The organism is Pseudomonas sp. F220 (genome assembly GCF_057813935.1).
This window is the reverse complement of the sequence record NZ_JBVASJ010000013.1, coordinates 36,616-53,261: the sequence shown is the minus strand read 5'-3', so window position 1 is coordinate 53,261 and position 16,646 is coordinate 36,616. Positions and strand designations below refer to the sequence as shown.

The following is a 16,646-nucleotide window of genomic DNA, read 5'->3' as shown; positions in this document are numbered from 1 at the left end:
ATCAAAAGGAGCTCGACAGTGATCGACACATTCAACAGAATCGGCCCGCTTATGGAAGCCGCAAGTTATCCCGCCTGGGCTCAGAAACTGATCCAGGATTGCAGCGAGAGCAAACGCCGGGTGGTCGAGCACGAACTGTATCAGCGCATGCGTGATAACAAGCTTAGCGCGAAAACCATGCGTCAGTACCTGATCGGTGGCTGGCCAGTTGTTGAACAGTTTGCTTTGTACATGGCACAAAACCTGATCAAGACCCGCTTTGCACGCCACCCTGGCGAAGACATGGCGCGCCGCTGGTTGATGCGTAACATTCGCGTAGAGCTCAATCACGCCGATTATTGGGTGCACTGGAGCAGTGCGTACGGTGTCAGCCTGGAAGATTTACAGGCGCAACAGGTAGCGCCAGAGCTTCATGCCCTTAGTCATTGGTGCTGGCACACCTGTTCGGCCGATTCGCTGATTGTAGCTATTGCCGCGACCAACTATGCGATTGAGGGTGCTACTGGCGAGTGGTCAGCGTTAGTTTGTTCCAGCGACATCTACGCAGCGGCTTTCCCGGAGGAAGACCGCAAGCGAGCGATGAAGTGGCTGAAGATGCATGCTCAGTACGATGATGCGCACCCGTGGGAAGCACTGGATATCATCTGCACGCTGGCGGGTATGAATCCAAGTAAATCGCTGCAAATCGAGTTACACCAGGCCGTTTGCAAGAGCTACGACTACATGCATTTGTTTCTAGAGCGCTGCATGCAGTTGGAACAGTCGGAAAAGGTGCCGGTAGCTCGTGAGCGCATGGCGCTGGCCGAGAGCTAAGCGCAAAAAAAACGGAGCTGCTGCAGGCTGCGATCTTTTGATCTTGGGTTCCAGGAACGATTGAGTCGAATCCTGAGCCTTCAACCCGCCATCGCCAGCCGGTTACGGCCTTCACGTTTTGCCACATACAAGGCGCTGTCTGCTCGGTGCAACAGGCTTTCGGCTGACTCACCAGGTAGCAAGGTGGCGCAGCCAAGGCTTACCGTCAGTTCGATAAGCGTGTCCTCTGCCGAGTAGTCCTGAGCCTGTACCGCATGGCGTAGCCGCTCGCCAACCATGGCGGCGGCTTCTCGAGCCGTATTGGAGAGCAGGATCAAAAACTCCTCGCCACCATATCGAAACACCATGTCGACGTTGCGTAACTGGTCTTTGATCGAGGCGGCTACGGCCTTGAGTACTTTGTCGCCAGCACTGTGACCGTGGCTGTCGTTGATTCTCTTGAAGTGGTCGATATCCAGCATTAATAGCGATAGCGGTTGCAGATGCCGACGGGACATTTCGATTTCCCGTTGAAATGTCTGATCCATGGCAATCCGGTTGCCGGTGTCCGTCAGTGGGTCACGCAGCGCGCTACGGGTGGCTGCCCGGTACAGCAGGGCATTACGTATCGGAAAGAGCAGCGAGGACAGCAGGGATTCCAGATTGCCCAGCTCCTGTTCGCTAAAGCGTTGATTGCGTCGAAACACCAGCTCACCCAAGTGTTCGCCTTTATGGCTGAGGCTGTAGCTCCCGCAATGGTGTCCGCGCTGACCGAACTCCAGGCGCAAATCGCTGGCCTGGTGCTGGTAGCTCAAGGCATCCAGTGGGACGAGTCGCTGAATTTCGCGGAAGAACAATCCCAAGATGAGCTGTGGCTCAAGACTGGTTTGCAACTGCAGGCTGAGTTGTTGGCGCAGTTGCGCGAGGCTGACGGGGCGTTGCAGAAGTGGTGACTGCTGACCAAAGCCCAAGCGTTGCAATTTGGCGCTATCAAAATCAATTGCGTTGGTCTGGGTCGGCGATTTCATATGGCGTGAGCCCCTAAGCACGTAATGCTGTCTTACAGGCTGGGTGAAAGCGGCTGCGGGCTGTGCGTCATACTGGTCCATCAGTCCCGTAGGACAAGTGACTGCAGTCTAGTCTGCTTTACCGATCGTTATAAGCCCCGGCTCAAGCGATGCCCGCTTCGCTAACACGCTGCGTGTCTGAACAGTGTTAGAGCGAAAGTCGTGCCATTCGGTTCAGTTAAATAAAACGCGTTTTAATTCAATTGGTTGGTCGATAAAGGCATAACTGCGTATGGAAGTCGCGGCATTTATTTGGCTTCGATAACAGGCCGAATGACCTTTCTGCATGCGCCGCGACGGTATTCCGTCGCGGTGGTTGGAGGGGGGGTTACTGAGCGTCGAAGGCCTGACCGTTGATGCCGGTGCTATCCGGCCCCATCAGGTACAGATAGACCGGCATGATTTCTTCGGGCGTCGGATTGTTGCTTGGATTCTCGCCAGGATATGCCTGAGCCCGCATGCTGGTGCGGGTGGCGCCAGGGTTGATGCTGTTGGCGCGCACGGGTGCGACGGTGTCCAGTTCGTCGGCCAGGGTTTGCATCAAACCTTCGGTCGCAAACTTCGAGACTCCGTAGGCGCCCCAGTAGGCGCGGCCTTTGCGTCCGACACTGCTTGAGGTGAACACCACCGATGCGTCCTGGGACAGCTTGAGCAGCGGCAGCATGGTGCTGGTCAGCATGAACATGGCATTGACGTTGACTTGCATTACGCGCATGAAGTTCTCACCGGACAGCTGCTCCAGCGGGGTGCGCGGGCCAATGATCGAGGCGTTGTGCAGCAAACCATCCAGGTGCCCGAACTCGGTTTCGACCATGGCGGCCAGCTCGTCGTACTGATGCGGCAGCGCAGTTTCCAGGTTGAATGGAATGACTGCCGGTTGTGGGTGGCCGGCTGCTTCGATTTCGTCATAAACCTGGGTCAGGTTGGCTTCGGTTTTGCCCAGTAGCAGCACGGTGGCGCCATGAGCTGCAAAGGTTTTTGCGGCAGCAGCACCAATGCCACGGCCAGCGCCGGTGATCAGAATGACCCGGCCTTTGAGCAATTCAGGGCGTGCGGAGTAATCAAACATAAAAAACCTCAACAAAATTCGGTAGGAGCTAGCTTGCTCGCGATGGGCGTTAACGATAACGCGTGCTGCCTGACGAAACGCGTCAACGTGAAGTCCATCGCGAGCAAGCTCGCTCCTACAGGAAAGGCGATCAGCAGCACAACGCGTCAGGAAAGGTGATCAGCAGCCACACAACGCATTATCAAGAACCTTACGCAACTCCAGCGGATGATCGACCACTACGTCCGCGCCCCAATGACGGAGATTATCGTCTGGATGAATATAGCCCCAGGTCACTGCAGCAGTTTTGGTGCCTGCGTCACGGCCTGACTCGATATCGCGCAGGTCATCGCCAACAAACAGCACGCTGGCCGGATCCAGATCGAGCATCTTGCAGGCGAGGATCAGCGGCTCGGGATCAGGTTTGCTGTTCTTCACATGATCCGGGCAGATCAGCACGGCCGAACGCTCCGCCAACCCCAGTTGCTGCATGATCGGTTCGGCAAAACGTACCGGCTTATTGGTGACGACGCCCCAAATCAGATTGGCTTTTTCGATGTCTGCCAACAGCTCGGCCATCCCATCGAAAAGTTTGCTGTGGACTGCGCAGTCTTTCAGGTAGCGCTCCAGAAACTCCAGGCGCAGTTCCTCGAAGCCCGGTGATTCCGGGTCCATCGAAAAGGTCACGGCAACCATGGCTCGTGCTCCGCCGGAGATCTCGTCGCGGATATGCTTGTCGGAAATCGGCGCCAGGCCGCGATCGGCGCGCATGCTCTGGCAAATGGCGATAAAGTCCGGTGCGGTGTCGAGCAGCGTGCCGTCCATGTCGAAAAGAACCGCTCTGATACGCATGGGCTTACTCCTCCCGCAGGGTCTGGATCATGTAGTTGACGTCAACGTCCGAAGCCAATTTGTAGTGCTTGGTCAGCGGGTTGTAGGTCAGACCGATGATGTCCTTGACGGTCAGTCCGGCAGAGCGGCTCCAGGCGCCAAGCTCGGAAGGGCGGATGAATTTCTTGAAGTCGTGGGTGCCGCGAGGCAGCAGTTTCATGATGTATTCGGCGCCGACAATGGCGAACAGGAATGCCTTGGGATTGCGGTTGATGGTGGAAAAGAATACTTGGCCGCCGGGCTTGACCATGCGAAAGCACGCGCGGATCACCGAAGAGGGGTCTGGCACGTGTTCGAGCATTTCCAGGCAGGTGACTACGTCGAATTGCTCCGGCATTTCTTCGGCCAGGCCTTCGGCGGTGATCTGCCGGTACTCGACGCTGACGCCGGATTCCAGTTGATGCAGTTGAGCCACGGCCAGTGGCGCTTCGCCCATGTCGATGCCCATCACCGTTGCGCCGCGCTGAGCCATGGCTTCGCTAAGGATGCCGCCGCCGCAGCCGACGTCGAGGACTTTCTTGCCGGCCAGTTTTACCCGCTCATCAATCCAGTTGACCCGCAACGGGTTGATGTCGTGCAGCGGTTTGAACTCGCTTTCACGGTCCCACCAGCGATGGGCCAGGGCTTCGAACTTGGCAATTTCAGCGTGGTCGACGTTGCTCATGGGGTCATCCTCTAAATCTAATAAATTCTGTTGTAAGCCTTGAGCGTTCGCTCAAGGTTGCTATCTATTGGCAATGGCCGCTGATGCGTTTGCCCCAGGCTACGGCCGTGGCGCATAGCTGTTGTTCATCCAGGCGGGTCAGGCGCCGGTCGTCGAGCAATTGCTTGCCGGCGACCCAAAGGTGTTTCACGCAGTCCCGGCCAGTGGCATATATAAGCTGCGAGACCGGGTCATAAACCGGTTGCTGCGCCAGGCCTGAGAGGTCAAAGGCCACCAGGTCAGCAGCCTTGCCGACTTCCAGTGAGCCGACTTCGGCGTCCAGCCCTAGCGCTCGGGCGCCATTGAGCGTTGCCATGCGCAATGCGCGATGGGCATCCAGAGCGGTCGCCGAGCCAGCGACGGCCTTGGCCAGCAGTGCCGCGGTACGGGTCTCGCCGAGTAGATCCAGGTCATTGTTGCTGGCTGCACCATCGGTGCCGACCGCCACGTTGACGCCGGCCTGCCACAAACGCTCGACCGGGCAGAAGCCGCTGGCCAGTTTCAGGTTCGATTCCGGGCAATGAATCACGCTACTGTTACTTTCTACCAGTAAAACCAAGTCATCATCGCTGATTTGCGTCATGTGAACGGCCTGGAAGCGCGGCCCGAGCAAGCCCAGGCGGCCCAGGCGGGCCATTGGCCGCTCGCCGCGCTGCTCGACGGATTGCTGCACTTCGAAGGCGGTTTCGTGGACGTGCATATGAATCGAGGCGTCCAGCTCCTCGGCGATGACCCGGATTTTCTCGAGGTTCTCATCGCCGACGGTGTAGGGTGCATGAGGACCGAAGGCGATTTTGATGCGTGGATGGTGCTTGAGATCACTGAACAGCTCGATGCCTTGACGGATGGCCTCGTCGGCATCGCTTGCGCCGGGAATCGGAAAGTCGAGGATCGGAATGGCAATCTGCGCGCGAATACCGCTGTTGTGTACGCGTTCGCTGGCAACTTTAGGGAAGAAATACATGTCGGAGAAACAAGTGATACCGCCTTTAAGTTGTTCGGCGATCGCCAGATCAGTGCCATCGCGAACAAAGTCCTCATCGACCCACTTGGCTTCGGCGGGCCAGATGTGCTGCTCCAGCCAGGTCATCAGCGGCAAGTCATCGGCCAGGCCGCGAAACAGGGTCATCGCGGCATGCCCGTGAGCATTGATCAGGCCGGGGCTGAGCAGCATGCCCGGCAATTCGCGGACTTCAGTAGCGTTGAGCTTGAGGGCGTCGGCGCGCGGTCCGATGAACGCAATGCGGCCATCACGGATACCCAAACCATGCTCTTTGAGGACCACACCAGCGGGTTCGACAGGCACCAACCAGGTCGGCAGCAATAGTAAGTCGAGCGCAACGGCAGGGTTCGGCATCGAGGGTGGGTTCCAGTGCTTTTGTAAAGGATGGCGAAGTATACCCGAGCGTCTTCGCAGGGGGATCGCTATAATCGGCGGCTTTTGTTCATGAGTACGGGGTGAGGCATGCGCGATCGACTGTTGGCTGCGGAGAAGGTGAAGGCCATCGATTGGCGGGATGATGCCCTGTACCTGCTCGATCAGCGCATTTTGCCGTTCGAAGAAAACTGGATTGCTTACACCAGTGCAGCCGGCGTGTCAGAAGCCATTCGTTCGATGGTTGTGCGTGGCGCCCCGGCCATTGGTATCAGTGCGGCCTATGGCGTGGTGCTGGCAGCGCGCACACGATTTGCCGCTGGCGGTGACTGGCAGGCAGCCCTGGAAGAGGACTTTGCTTTGCTCGCGGATTCGCGGCCCACGGCGGTCAATCTGTTCTGGGCGCTGAACCGTATGCGCGAGCGGCTTGAGCGGCTAAAAGGGCATGCCGATCCGTTGGCGGTCCTTGAGGCAGAGGCCTTGGCCATCCATGAAAGTGATCGCGAAGCCAATCTGACCATGGCGCAATTGGGTGTCGATCTGATCCGCAAGCACCAGGGCAATGCCCAGACGATTCTGACTCATTGCAATACTGGCGCCTTGGCCACTGGCGGCTTCGGCACGGCGCTGGGAGTGATTCGTGGCGCCTGGCTGGAAGGCATGGTGGAGCGGGTCTACGCCGATGAAACCCGACCTTGGCTGCAAGGCTCGCGGCTGACTGCCTGGGAGCTGGCAAACGAAGGTATTCCGGTCACGCTGAACGCTGACTCGGCTGCCGCACACATCATGAAAACCAAGGGCGTGACCTGGGTGATCGTCGGCGCCGACCGGATTACCGCCAATGGCGACGTGGCGAACAAGATTGGCACCTACCAGTTGGCGGTGTGCGCCATGCACCACGGAGTGCGCTTCATGGTGGTGGCACCGAGTTCGACCATCGACATGACCCTGGCCAGCGGTGACGATATTCCTATCGAAGAGCGTGGCGGCAGCGAACTGCTGGAAGTCGGCGGCAAGCGCGTCGGGGCTGATGTAGACGCTTTCAATCCGGTTTTCGACGTCACCCCGGCGGACCTGATCGACGCCATCGTCACCGAAAAAGGCATTGTCGAGCGGCCCGATGCCGCAAAACTGGCTCAGTTGATGTGTCGCAAGCGGTTGCATTGACGATTTCTGGTGTCTATTAAATCGCCATCGCGAGCAGGCTCGCTCCCACACTGTATCGAGGGTGTGCCGACAATTTGTGGCGCAACACAGATCAAATGTGGGAGCGAGCCTGCTCGCGATTGGCCCTCACAGACAGCAAATGACCCTCATCCATCCCCCCGATTCTTCATTCAACACAGCTCTAAGCTTCTCTCGTCCCCTATCAGGCGGTCACCGGCCAACTAACTATGCTCCATGCGCGTCTGGGGGATAGGTGCGTGGCGGCGATTGTGATAACATCCGGCGGTTTCCAAGGTAGCCAGATGTGGCTGTCTTTACTGCGCAGATCCATGGCATAACTCGTTGATTTGTCGTAAGTCGATGCATGGCACTAAGCCTGCATCGACGAGCTTCGTTCGTCCCATATGGATGTGACGAAGTTTCACCAGAAAAAGGAATCAGGCTTCTCATGGGCGAACTGGCCAAAGAAATCATCCCGGTCAATATCGAAGACGAGATGAGGCAGTCCTACCTCGATTACGCAATGAGCGTAATTGTCGGGCGGGCACTGCCTGATGCGCGCGATGGCTTGAAGCCCGTGCACCGGCGCGTACTGTTCGCGATGAGCGAGCTGAGTAACGACTGGAACAAGCCGTACAAGAAATCTGCCCGTGTTGTCGGTGACGTGATCGGTAAGTATCACCCTCATGGTGATACTGCGGTGTATGACACCATCGTTCGTATGGCCCAGCCTTTTTCCCTGCGCTATCTGTTGGTAGACGGTCAGGGTAACTTTGGTTCGGTTGACGGCGATAACGCCGCGGCCATGCGATACACCGAAGTGCGCATGACCAAGCTGGCGCACGAGCTGCTGGCCGACCTGCACAAAGAAACCGTGGACTGGGTGCCGAACTACGACGGCACCGAAATGATCCCCGCGGTCATGCCAACCCGTATTCCCAACCTGTTGGTCAACGGCTCCAGCGGTATCGCCGTGGGCATGGCGACCAATATTCCGCCGCACAACCTCGGTGAAGTCATCGACGGTTGCCTGGCACTCATCGACAACCCTGAGTTGACCATCGATGAGCTGATGCAATTCATCCCCGGCCCGGACTTCCCGACTGCCGCGATCATCAACGGTCGCGCCGGTATCATTGAAGCCTACCGCACGGGTCGCGGGCGCATTTACATGCGTGCCCGTTCGATGATCGAAGACATCGACAAGGTCGGTGGTCGTCAGCAGATCGTCATCACTGAACTCCCTTACCAGTTGAACAAGGCGCGTCTGATCGAGAAGATCGCCGAGCTGGTCAAAGAGAAGAAGATCGAAGGTATCACTGAGCTGCGTGACGAGTCCGACAAGGACGGTATGCGCGTCGTGATCGAGCTGCGTCGTGGCGAAGTGCCTGAGGTCATCCTCAACAACCTCTACGCCCAGACCCAGCTACAAGCCGTGTTCGGCATCAACATCGTTGCGCTGATTGACGGTCGTCCGCGAATCCTCAACCTGAAGGATCTGCTGGAAGCCTTCGTACGTCACCGTCGCGAAGTTGTTACCCGCCGTACCGTGTTTGAGCTGCGTAAAGCCCGCGAGCGTGGTCACATTCTCGAAGGTCAAGCCGTTGCCCTGTCGAACATCGACCCGGTCATCGCACTGATCAAGGCTTCGCCAACCCCGTCGGAAGCCAAGGAAGCGCTGATCAGCACACCTTGGGAATCCAGTGCAGTGGTCGCGATGGTTGAACGTGCCGGCGCTGATTCCTGCCGTCCGGACAACCTTGACCCGCAATACGGTCTGCGTGAAGGTAAGTACTTCCTTTCGCCAGAACAGGCGCAAGCCATTCTGGAGCTGCGTCTGCACCGTCTGACCGGCCTGGAACACGAAAAACTGCTGGCCGAATACCAGGAAATCCTCAACCAGATCGGTGAGCTGATCCGCATCCTCAACAGCGCTGTGCGCTTGATGGAAGTGATTCGCGAGGAACTGGAAGCCATTCGTGCCGAGTACGGCGATGTGCGTCGCACCGAGATCCTCGATGCCCGTCTCGACCTGACCCTGGGTGACATGATCCCGGAAGAAGAGCGCGTCGTGACTATTTCTCACGGTGGCTATGCCAAGACCCAGCCATTGGCTGCGTACCAGGCTCAGCGTCGTGGCGGTAAAGGTAAATCGGCTACCGGCGTCAAGGATGAGGACTACATCGCTCACCTGCTGGTCGCCAACAGTCACACCACGCTGCTGCTGTTCTCCAGCAAGGGCAAGGTTTACTGGCTGAAAACCTACGAAATTCCGGAAGCATCCCGTGCTGCCCGTGGTCGTCCATTGGTCAACCTGCTGCCGTTGGGTGAGGGTGAATACATCACCACCATGCTGCCAGTCGACGAATACACCGAAGGTCACTACATCTTCATGGCTACTGCCGACGGTACTGTGAAGAAGACGCCGCTGGAGCAATTCAGCCGTCAACGCAGCGTTGGCTTGATCGCGCTGGAGCTGGACGAAGGCGACGTATTGATCAGCGCCGCGATCACTGATGGCGAGCGCGAAGTCATGCTGTTCTCCGATGGCGGCAAGGTTACCCGCTTCAAAGAGTCCGACGTTCGTGCCATGGGGCGTACCGCTCGCGGCGTACGTGGCATGCGTCTGCCGGAAGGTCAGAAGCTGATTTCCATGTTGATCCCGGAAGAAGGCAGCCAGATTCTCACCGCTTCGGCGCGTGGTTACGGCAAGCGTACGGCTATCAGCGAGTTCCCTGAGTACAAGCGTGGCGGTCAGGGCGTTATCGCCATGGTCAGCAACGATCGTAACGGCCGTCTGGTCGGTGCAGTCCAGGTGCTCGATGGCGAGGAGATCATGTTGATTTCCGACCAGGGCACACTGGTTCGTACCCGCGTCGACGAAGTGTCCAGTCTCGGTCGTAACACTCAGGGTGTGACCCTGATCAAGCTGGCCAGCGACGAAACACTGGTCGGTCTGGAGCGCGTTCAGGAGCCATCCGAAGTCGAAGGCGAAGAGCTGGAAGGCGAGGAAGGCGCTGAGTTCGAGGGCGGTGTAGTCATCGATGATGATGTTGTTGACGATCAGCAACTCGATGCCGCGGCCGACGACGCCGAACCGCAGGAGTAAACGGACACGCAAGGGGGGGCGGATGAAAATTCTCCCCCTTGTTGTATGTCCCTGACGGAAATATCGACACCCATGGAGATCCCTTGTGGGAGCGAGCCTGCTCGCGATGCAGGCGCCGCGGTACGTCTGAAGCACCGCGTTGATGCAATCGCGAGCAGGCTCGCTCCCACAAATGTTTGCTTCAGCAGGAACCCTGTGTCGACGGATAATGCGATTTATTGCGTGATACCACCAAATCAGAGCGAGATTGGATGTGAGCAAGAGAGCCTATAACTTCTGTGCCGGTCCCGCGGCGCTTCCCGAAGCTGTCCTGCAGCGCGCGCAGGGTGAACTCCTCGACTGGCACGGCAAGGGCCTGTCGGTCATGGAAATGAGCCATCGCAGTGATGAGTTCGTCTCCATCGCGACCAAGGCCGAGCAGGATCTGCGTGATCTGCTGGATATCCCCTCGAACTATAAAGTGCTGTTTCTGCAAGGCGGCGCCAGTCAGCAATTTGCTCAGATTCCTCTGAACCTGTTGCCGGAAACTGGCAAGGCTGACTATATCGATACCGGTATCTGGTCGCAGAAAGCCATTGAAGAAGCTTCGCGCTTCGGCACCGTCAATGTGGCGGCGACGGCCAAGCCTTACGATTATTTCGCAATTCCCGGTCAGAACGAATGGAAGCTGTCGCACGACGCGGCCTACGTGCACTACGCGCCGAACGAAACCATCGGCGGCCTGGAATTCAGCTGGATCCCGGAAACCGGTGATGTGCCACTGATTGCAGACATGTCTTCGGACATCCTGTCCCGCCCTGTGGATATCTCGCGTTTCGGCATGATCTACGCCGGCGCACAGAAAAACATCGGCCCGAGCGGTATCGTCGTCAACATTGTTCGCGAAGACCTGCTGGGTCGCGCCCGTTCAATCTGCCCGACCATGCTCGACTACAAGGTCGCGGCCGATAACGGCTCTATGTACAACACCCCGCCAACCCTGGCCTGGTACCTGTCCGGCCTGGTCTTCGAATGGCTGAAAGAGCAGGGCGGCGTAGAAGCCATCGGCAAGCTCAATGACGTCAAGCAGCGCACGCTGTATGGCTTCATCGATGCCAGCGGTCTGTACAGCAACCCGATCAACAAGACTGACCGCTCGTGGATGAACGTGCCGTTCCGTCTGGCTGACGATCGCCTCGACAAGCCGTTCCTGGTGGGTGCCGAGGAGCGCGGTCTGTTGAACCTCAAGGGCCACCGTTCCGTAGGTGGCATGCGCGCCTCTATCTACAACGCCGTCGACATCACCGCGGTCAACGCGCTGGTGGCGTACATGGCAGAGTTCGAGAAGGAACACGGCTAATGTCTGAGCAAGAACTCAAGGCACTGCGCCTGCGCATTGACAGCCTGGACGAGAAAGTCCTCGAGCTGATCAGTGAGCGTGCGCGTTGCGCCCAGGAAGTCGCGCGAGTAAAGATGGCTTCGCTAGCCGAAGGCGAAGTGCCGGTGTTCTATCGCCCTGAGCGCGAAGCTCAGGTGCTCAAGAAGATCATGGAGCGCAATAAAGGTCCGTTGGGCAACGAGGAAATGGCGCGACTGTTCCGCGAAATCATGTCTTCGTGCCTGGCGCTGGAGCAGCCCCTGAAAGTGGCTTATCTCGGCCCGGAAGGCACCTTCACTCAAGCAGCGGCCATGAAGCACTTTGGTCATGCAGTGATCAGCAAGCCAATGGCTGCGATCGATGAAGTGTTCCGTGAAGTGGCTGCCGGTGCGGTGAACTTTGGCGTGGTCCCTGTGGAAAACTCCACCGAAGGCGCGGTCAACCACACTCTCGACAGCTTCCTCGAGCACGACATGGTGATCTGCGGTGAAGTCGAACTGCGTATCCACCATCACCTGTTGGTCGGTGAAAATACTAAAACCGACAGCATCAGCCGCATCTATTCTCACGCCCAGTCCCTGGCCCAGTGCCGCAAGTGGCTGGATGCCCATTACCCGAATGTCGAGCGCGTGGCGGTTTCCAGCAACGCCGAAGCGGCCAAGCGGGTCAAGGGTGAGTGGAACTCGGCAGCCATTGCCGGCGACATGGCGGCGGGTTTGTACGGCCTGACTCGTCTGGCCGAGAAAATCGAGGATCGCCCGGATAACTCCACGCGTTTCTTGATGATTGGCAGCCAGGAAGTACCGCCGACCGGCGACGACAAGACCTCGATCATCGTCTCCATGAGCAACAAGCCCGGTGCGCTTCACGAGTTGCTGGTGCCGTTCCACGACAATGGCATCGACCTGACGCGGATCGAAACCCGGCCTTCGCGCAGCGGCAAATGGACCTATGTGTTCTTCATCGACTTCGTCGGGCATCACCGTGATCCGCTGATCAAGGCTGTGCTGGAGAAGATCAGTCAGGAAGCAGTGGCACTCAAAGTGCTGGGTTCCTACCCGAAAGCGGTTCTCTGAGGCTTTAACAATGAGTGGCGACTTCCTCGCTCTGGCACAGCCGGGCGTGCAACAACTTTCGCCTTACGTCCCGGGCAAACCCGTGGACGAACTGGCGCGTGAGCTGGATATCGATCCGGCAAAAATCGTCAAACTGGCGAGCAACGAAAACCCGTTGGGTGCTAGCCCTAAAGCCTTGGCGGCGATTCGCGAAGCGCTGACCGAGCTGACCCGTTATCCCGATGGCAACGGCTTTGCCCTCAAGAGTTTGTTGGCCGAGCAGTGCCGTGTGCAGCTCGACCAAGTGACCCTGGGTAACGGTTCCAATGACATTCTGGAGCTGGTGGCCCGTGCCTATCTGGCGCCCGGTCTGAATGCGGTGTTCAGTGAGCATGCGTTCGCAGTCTATCCGATCGTCACCCAGGCCGTGGGCGCCGAGGCGCGGGTGATCCCGGCCAAAGACTGGGGCCATGATTTGCCGGCGATGCTCGAGGCTATCGACAGCAATACCCGCGTGGTCTTCATCGCCAATCCGAACAACCCGACCGGTACCTGGTTCGGTGCCGAGGCGTTGGACGAATTCCTTCAGGATGTGCCCGAACATGTGTTGGTGGTGCTCGACGAAGCCTATATCGAATATGCCGAAGGTAGCGATCTTCCGGATGGCCTGGACTTCCTCGCGGCTTACCCGAACCTGCTGGTCTCGCGGACGTTCTCCAAGGCCTATGGTCTGGCTGCGTTGCGTGTTGGCTATGGCCTGTCCACGGCGGTCGTCGCCGATGTACTGAATCGTGTACGTCAGCCGTTCAACGTCAACAGCCTGGCCCTGGCCGCGGCCTGTGCTGCTCTGCAGGATGCCGAGTATCTGGCGCAAAGCCGGCGTTTGAACGAATCCGGCATGCAGCAGCTGGAGTCGGGCTTTCGCGAGTTGGGTCTGAGCTGGATTCCATCCAAAGGCAACTTCATTGCTGTCGATCTGGATCGCGTCGCGGCGCCGGTGTTTCAGGGTTTGCTGCGTGAAGGTGTCATCGTGCGTCCGGTAGCTAACTACGGCATGCCGAATCACCTGCGCATCACCATTGGTCTGCCGGCTGAAAACAGCCGCTTCCTTGAGGCGTTGGCCAAGGTTCTGGCTCGTGGTTGATGTCATTGCAATGCAACCTGCTGCGCCTATGATCGGTCGCCTTGTTGTGGTCGGTCTGGGTCTGATTGGTGGCTCCTTTGCCAAAGGTCTGCGCGAAAGCGGCCTGTGTCGCGAGGTTGTAGGGGTCGATCTTGATCCGCAATCGCGCAAGTTGGCGGTTGAGCTTGGCGTAGTGGATCGCTGCGAAGAAGACCTTGCTGTCGCTTGCAGTGGTGCCGACGTTATTCAGTTGGCAGTGCCGATTCTGGCCATGGAGAAATTGCTGGCCGTTTTGGCAGGTATGGACCTGGGGCAGGCGATTCTGACGGACGTCGGCAGCGCCAAAGGCAATGTGGTGCGTGCTGCGAGCGAAGCATTCGGCGGCATGCCCGCGCGCTTTGTGCCGGGACATCCGATTGCGGGCTCCGAGCAGAGCGGGGTAGAGGCCTCCAATGCGCAGTTGTTCCGTCGGCACAAAGTGATTCTGACACCGCTGGCGCAGACTGATCCCGCAGCGCTGGCGATGGTTGACAGGCTGTGGCGCGAGCTGGGCGCGGATGTTGAGCACATGCAGGTTGAGCGTCATGATGAGGTACTGGCGGCCACGAGCCACCTACCGCACTTGCTGGCATTCGGTTTGGTCGATTCGTTGGCCAAGCGCAGTGAAAATCTTGAAATCTTCCGTTACGCTGCCGGCGGTTTCCGCGATTTCACGAGAATTGCCGGTAGCGACCCGGTCATGTGGCACGACATCTTCCTCGCCAATCGCGAAGCTGTCCTGCGCACACTCGATACATTTCGCAGCGACCTCGACGCCTTGCGCGACGCGGTCGATGCAGGGGATGGGCACCAACTGTTGGGCGTTTTTACACGCGCCCGGGTTGCCCGCGAGCATTTCAGTAAAATCCTGGCCCGCCGGGCCTATGTGGACGCTATGAACTCCAACGACCTGATTTTCCTGGCTAATCCTGGTGGCCGCCTGACTGGGCGGATTCGTGTACCAGGCGACAAATCGATTTCCCACCGTTCGATCATGCTCGGCTCTCTCGCCGAAGGCACCACCGAAGTCGAAGGTTTCCTCGAGGGCGAAGACGCCCTGGCGACGCTGCAGGCTTTCCGTGACATGGGTGTAGTGATCGAAGGTCCGCACCATGGTCGCGTGACCATTCACGGCGTTGGCCTGCACGGCTTGAAGCCGGCTCCGGGGCCGATCTATCTGGGTAACTCCGGTACATCGATGCGCCTGCTGTCGGGTTTGCTGGCGGCGCAGAGCTTCGACAGTACCTTGACCGGTGACGCTTCGCTGTCCAAGCGGCCGATGAATCGTGTGGCCAATCCGCTTCGCGAAATGGGCGCAGTCATCGAAACGGCTGCAGAAGGTCGTCCACCGATGACCATTCGCGGTGGTAACAAGCTCAAAGGCCTGACCTACACCATGCCGATGGCCAGTGCCCAGGTTAAATCCTGTCTGCTGTTGGCTGGCCTGTACGCCGATGGCAAAACCACCGTGACCGAGCCTGCTCCCACCCGCGACCATACCGAGCGTATGTTGCGTGGTTTCGGCTACCCGGTAACGGTTAATGGCGCTACGGCTTCGGTCGAGTCCGGGCACAAGCTGACGGCAACCCATATTGAAGTCCCAGGGGATATTTCCTCCTCGGCGTTCTTCCTGGTTGCAGCGTCGATTGCCGAAGGCTCTGAGCTGGTGCTTGAGCACGTCGGCATCAACCCGACCCGTACCGGCGTCATCGACATCCTGCGTCTGATGGGGGCTGATATCACCCTGGAAAACCAGCGCGAAGTCGGCGGCGAACCGGTGGCTGATCTGCGTGTGCGCGCCGCCAGGCTCAAAGGTATCGAGATACCGGAAGAGCTGGTTCCGTTGGCCATCGATGAATTTCCAGTGCTGTTTGTAGCTGCCGCCTGTGCCGAAGGCCGCACCGTACTGCGTGGCGCAGAAGAGCTTCGAGTCAAAGAGTCGGATCGTATCCAAGTCATGGCGGATGGTTTGCTGGCACTGGGCGTCAAGTGCGAGCCGACCCCGGACGGCATCATCATTGAGGGTGGCCAGATGGGTGGGGGTGAGGTGCATGGTCATGGCGATCACCGCATTGCCATGGCATTCAGTGTCGCTTCGCTGCGCGCCAGTGCTCCAATCCGTATTCATGACTGCGCCAACGTTGCGACCTCTTTCCCTAACTTCCTCGCGTTGTGCGCGCAAGTCGGTATTCGCGTTGCGCAAGAGGCTCAGTCGTGATGACCAAAGCGCCGGTAATTACCATTGATGGGCCAAGCGGTTCGGGTAAAGGCACCATCGCAGGTATTCTGGCCAAGCGCTTGGGCTGGTGTCTGCTGGATTCAGGTGCCTTGTACCGCTTGCTGGCATTTGCTGCGCGTAATCATGGGGTCGACCTGACCAATGAAGAATCGCTGAAATTGCTTGCGGCTCATCTCGACGTGCAGTTCGTCGGGGCGACCGAAGGTCATCCGCAGCGGATCATCCTCGAGGGTGACGATGTCACCGACGACTTGCGCAACGAACAAGTCGGTGCCTGGGCTTCTCAGGTAGCTGCGCTGCCGGCGGTGCGGGACGCTTTGCTGCAGCGCCAACGGGCGTTCCAGGAGCCTCCGGGTCTGGTGGCTGATGGTCGGGATATGGGTACTGTGGTTTTCCCCGATGCGCCGCTGAAGATTTTTCTGACCGCTAGCGCCGAGGAGCGTGCACGTCGCCGTTACTTGCAGTTGAAGGCCAAAGGCGATGATGTTAGTCTGTCGAGTCTGCTAGATGAGATACGTGCACGCGATGAGCGTGACACCCAGCGAGCGGTAGCCCCGCTCAAACCGGCGGCTGACGCCATACAGCTGGATTCCACGGAATTGTCCATCGAACAGGTGCTGGAACGCATCATGAGCGAGATCGCCATTCGCGATGTCGCCGGGTGACCAAGAAACTCCGCAG

General features: G+C 58.5%; 13 protein-coding genes. 8 read left to right on the top strand and 5 right to left on the bottom strand.

Annotated elements, in window-relative coordinates:
• The first annotated feature begins 51 nt into the window (after positions 1 to 51).
• Positions 52 to 813, top strand: coding sequence for an iron-containing redox enzyme family protein (locus tag ACZYSM_RS13820; protein WP_489072128.1), 762 nt, complete (start codon positions 52 to 54; stop codon positions 811 to 813).
• Between the two features lie 80 nt (positions 814 to 893).
• Here the strand turns inward: ACZYSM_RS13820 and ACZYSM_RS13815 are convergent, their stop codons facing one another.
• The 5 genes from ACZYSM_RS13815 to ACZYSM_RS13795 all read right to left on the bottom strand — a co-directional run bounded on the left by ACZYSM_RS13815 (position 894) and on the right by ACZYSM_RS13795 (position 5,858).
• Complete coding sequence (locus ACZYSM_RS13815; RefSeq protein ID WP_489072042.1) at positions 894 to 1,820, bottom strand: GGDEF domain-containing protein; 927 nt, start codon at positions 1,818 to 1,820, stop codon at positions 894 to 896.
• Positions 1,821 to 2,187: 367 nt separating this feature from the next.
• The gene (locus ACZYSM_RS13810; RefSeq protein WP_489072041.1) at positions 2,188 to 2,928 is read right to left on the bottom strand and encodes a YciK family oxidoreductase; all 741 of its coding nucleotides are present in this window, start codon (positions 2,926 to 2,928) and stop codon (positions 2,188 to 2,190) included.
• Positions 2,929 to 3,087: 159 nt separating this feature from the next.
• Positions 3,088 to 3,759: an N-acetylmuramic acid 6-phosphate phosphatase MupP gene (gene mupP, locus ACZYSM_RS13805; RefSeq protein ID WP_489072040.1), complete on the bottom strand. Its 672-nt coding sequence runs from the start codon at positions 3,757 to 3,759 to the stop codon at positions 3,088 to 3,090.
• Between the two features lie 4 nt (positions 3,760 to 3,763).
• Positions 3,764 to 4,462, bottom strand: coding sequence for a bifunctional 2-polyprenyl-6-hydroxyphenol methylase/3-demethylubiquinol 3-O-methyltransferase UbiG (ubiG, locus tag ACZYSM_RS13800; RefSeq protein ID WP_489072039.1), 699 nt, complete (start codon positions 4,460 to 4,462; stop codon positions 3,764 to 3,766).
• 64 nt (positions 4,463 to 4,526) lie between these two features.
• Complete coding sequence (locus tag ACZYSM_RS13795) at positions 4,527 to 5,858, bottom strand: TRZ/ATZ family hydrolase (protein ID WP_489072038.1); 1,332 nt, start codon at positions 5,856 to 5,858, stop codon at positions 4,527 to 4,529.
• A 108-nt stretch (positions 5,859 to 5,966) separates the two neighbouring features.
• On the opposite strand from ACZYSM_RS13795, the gene mtnA reads away from it, so the two are divergent.
• From mtnA to cmk, 7 genes are all read left to right on the top strand, one after another.
• The gene (gene mtnA, locus ACZYSM_RS13790) at positions 5,967 to 7,043 is read left to right on the top strand and encodes an S-methyl-5-thioribose-1-phosphate isomerase (protein ID WP_489072037.1); all 1,077 of its coding nucleotides are present in this window, start codon (positions 5,967 to 5,969) and stop codon (positions 7,041 to 7,043) included.
• A gap of 448 nt (positions 7,044 to 7,491) precedes the next feature.
• Positions 7,492 to 10,152 (top strand): DNA gyrase subunit A, encoded by a 2,661-nt coding sequence (gyrA, locus tag ACZYSM_RS13785; protein WP_489072036.1) that lies wholly within the window; start codon positions 7,492 to 7,494, stop codon positions 10,150 to 10,152.
• 253 nt (positions 10,153 to 10,405) lie between these two features.
• A complete protein-coding gene (serC, locus tag ACZYSM_RS13780; RefSeq protein ID WP_489072035.1) occupies positions 10,406 to 11,491 on the top strand; it encodes a 3-phosphoserine/phosphohydroxythreonine transaminase in 1,086 nt (361 codons plus the stop codon).
• On the top strand, positions 11,491 to 12,585 hold the full coding sequence (gene pheA / locus ACZYSM_RS13775) for a prephenate dehydratase (RefSeq protein ID WP_489072034.1): 1,095 nt from the start codon (positions 11,491 to 11,493) through the stop codon (positions 12,583 to 12,585). The genes serC and pheA overlap by 1 nt, the downstream gene beginning before the upstream one ends.
• Before the next feature lie 10 nt (positions 12,586 to 12,595).
• Entirely contained in the window at positions 12,596 to 13,708 is a 1,113-nt protein-coding gene (gene hisC / locus ACZYSM_RS13770) for a histidinol-phosphate transaminase (RefSeq protein ID WP_489072033.1), read from the top strand.
• A gap of 28 nt (positions 13,709 to 13,736) precedes the next feature.
• Positions 13,737 to 15,944: a bifunctional prephenate dehydrogenase/3-phosphoshikimate 1-carboxyvinyltransferase gene (locus ACZYSM_RS13765; protein ID WP_489072032.1), complete on the top strand. Its 2,208-nt coding sequence runs from the start codon at positions 13,737 to 13,739 to the stop codon at positions 15,942 to 15,944.
• Entirely contained in the window at positions 15,944 to 16,630 is a 687-nt protein-coding gene (gene cmk / locus ACZYSM_RS13760) for a (d)CMP kinase (protein WP_489072127.1), read from the top strand. Before ACZYSM_RS13765 ends, cmk begins: the two co-directional genes overlap by 1 nt.
• Positions 16,631 to 16,646 lie beyond the last annotated feature (16 nt).

Excerpts from the sequence above, each read along its gene's own strand:
- ACZYSM_RS13765 (WP_489072032.1), top strand. The coding sequence starts at position 13,737 with ATGATCGGTCGCCTTGTTGTGGTCGGTCTGGGTCTGATTGGTGGCTCC.
- mupP (WP_489072040.1), bottom strand. The coding sequence starts at position 3,759 with ATGCGTATCAGAGCGGTTCTTTTCGACATGGACGGCACGCTGCTCGAC.
- ACZYSM_RS13795 (WP_489072038.1), bottom strand. The coding sequence starts at position 5,858 with ATGCCGAACCCTGCCGTTGCGCTCGACTTACTATTGCTGCCGACCTGG.
- ACZYSM_RS13820 (WP_489072128.1), top strand. The coding sequence starts at position 52 with ATGGAAGCCGCAAGTTATCCCGCCTGGGCTCAGAAACTGATCCAGGAT.
- pheA (WP_489072034.1), top strand. The coding sequence starts at position 11,491 with ATGTCTGAGCAAGAACTCAAGGCACTGCGCCTGCGCATTGACAGCCTG.
- cmk (WP_489072127.1), top strand. The coding sequence starts at position 15,944 with ATGACCAAAGCGCCGGTAATTACCATTGATGGGCCAAGCGGTTCGGGT.
- hisC (WP_489072033.1), top strand. The coding sequence starts at position 12,596 with ATGAGTGGCGACTTCCTCGCTCTGGCACAGCCGGGCGTGCAACAACTT.
- gyrA (WP_489072036.1), top strand. The coding sequence starts at position 7,492 with ATGGGCGAACTGGCCAAAGAAATCATCCCGGTCAATATCGAAGACGAG.
- mtnA (WP_489072037.1), top strand. The coding sequence starts at position 5,967 with ATGCGCGATCGACTGTTGGCTGCGGAGAAGGTGAAGGCCATCGATTGG.
- ACZYSM_RS13815 (WP_489072042.1), bottom strand. The coding sequence starts at position 1,820 with ATGAAATCGCCGACCCAGACCAACGCAATTGATTTTGATAGCGCCAAA.
- ubiG (WP_489072039.1), bottom strand. The coding sequence starts at position 4,462 with ATGAGCAACGTCGACCACGCTGAAATTGCCAAGTTCGAAGCCCTGGCC.
- ACZYSM_RS13810 (WP_489072041.1), bottom strand. The coding sequence starts at position 2,928 with ATGTTTGATTACTCCGCACGCCCTGAATTGCTCAAAGGCCGGGTCATT.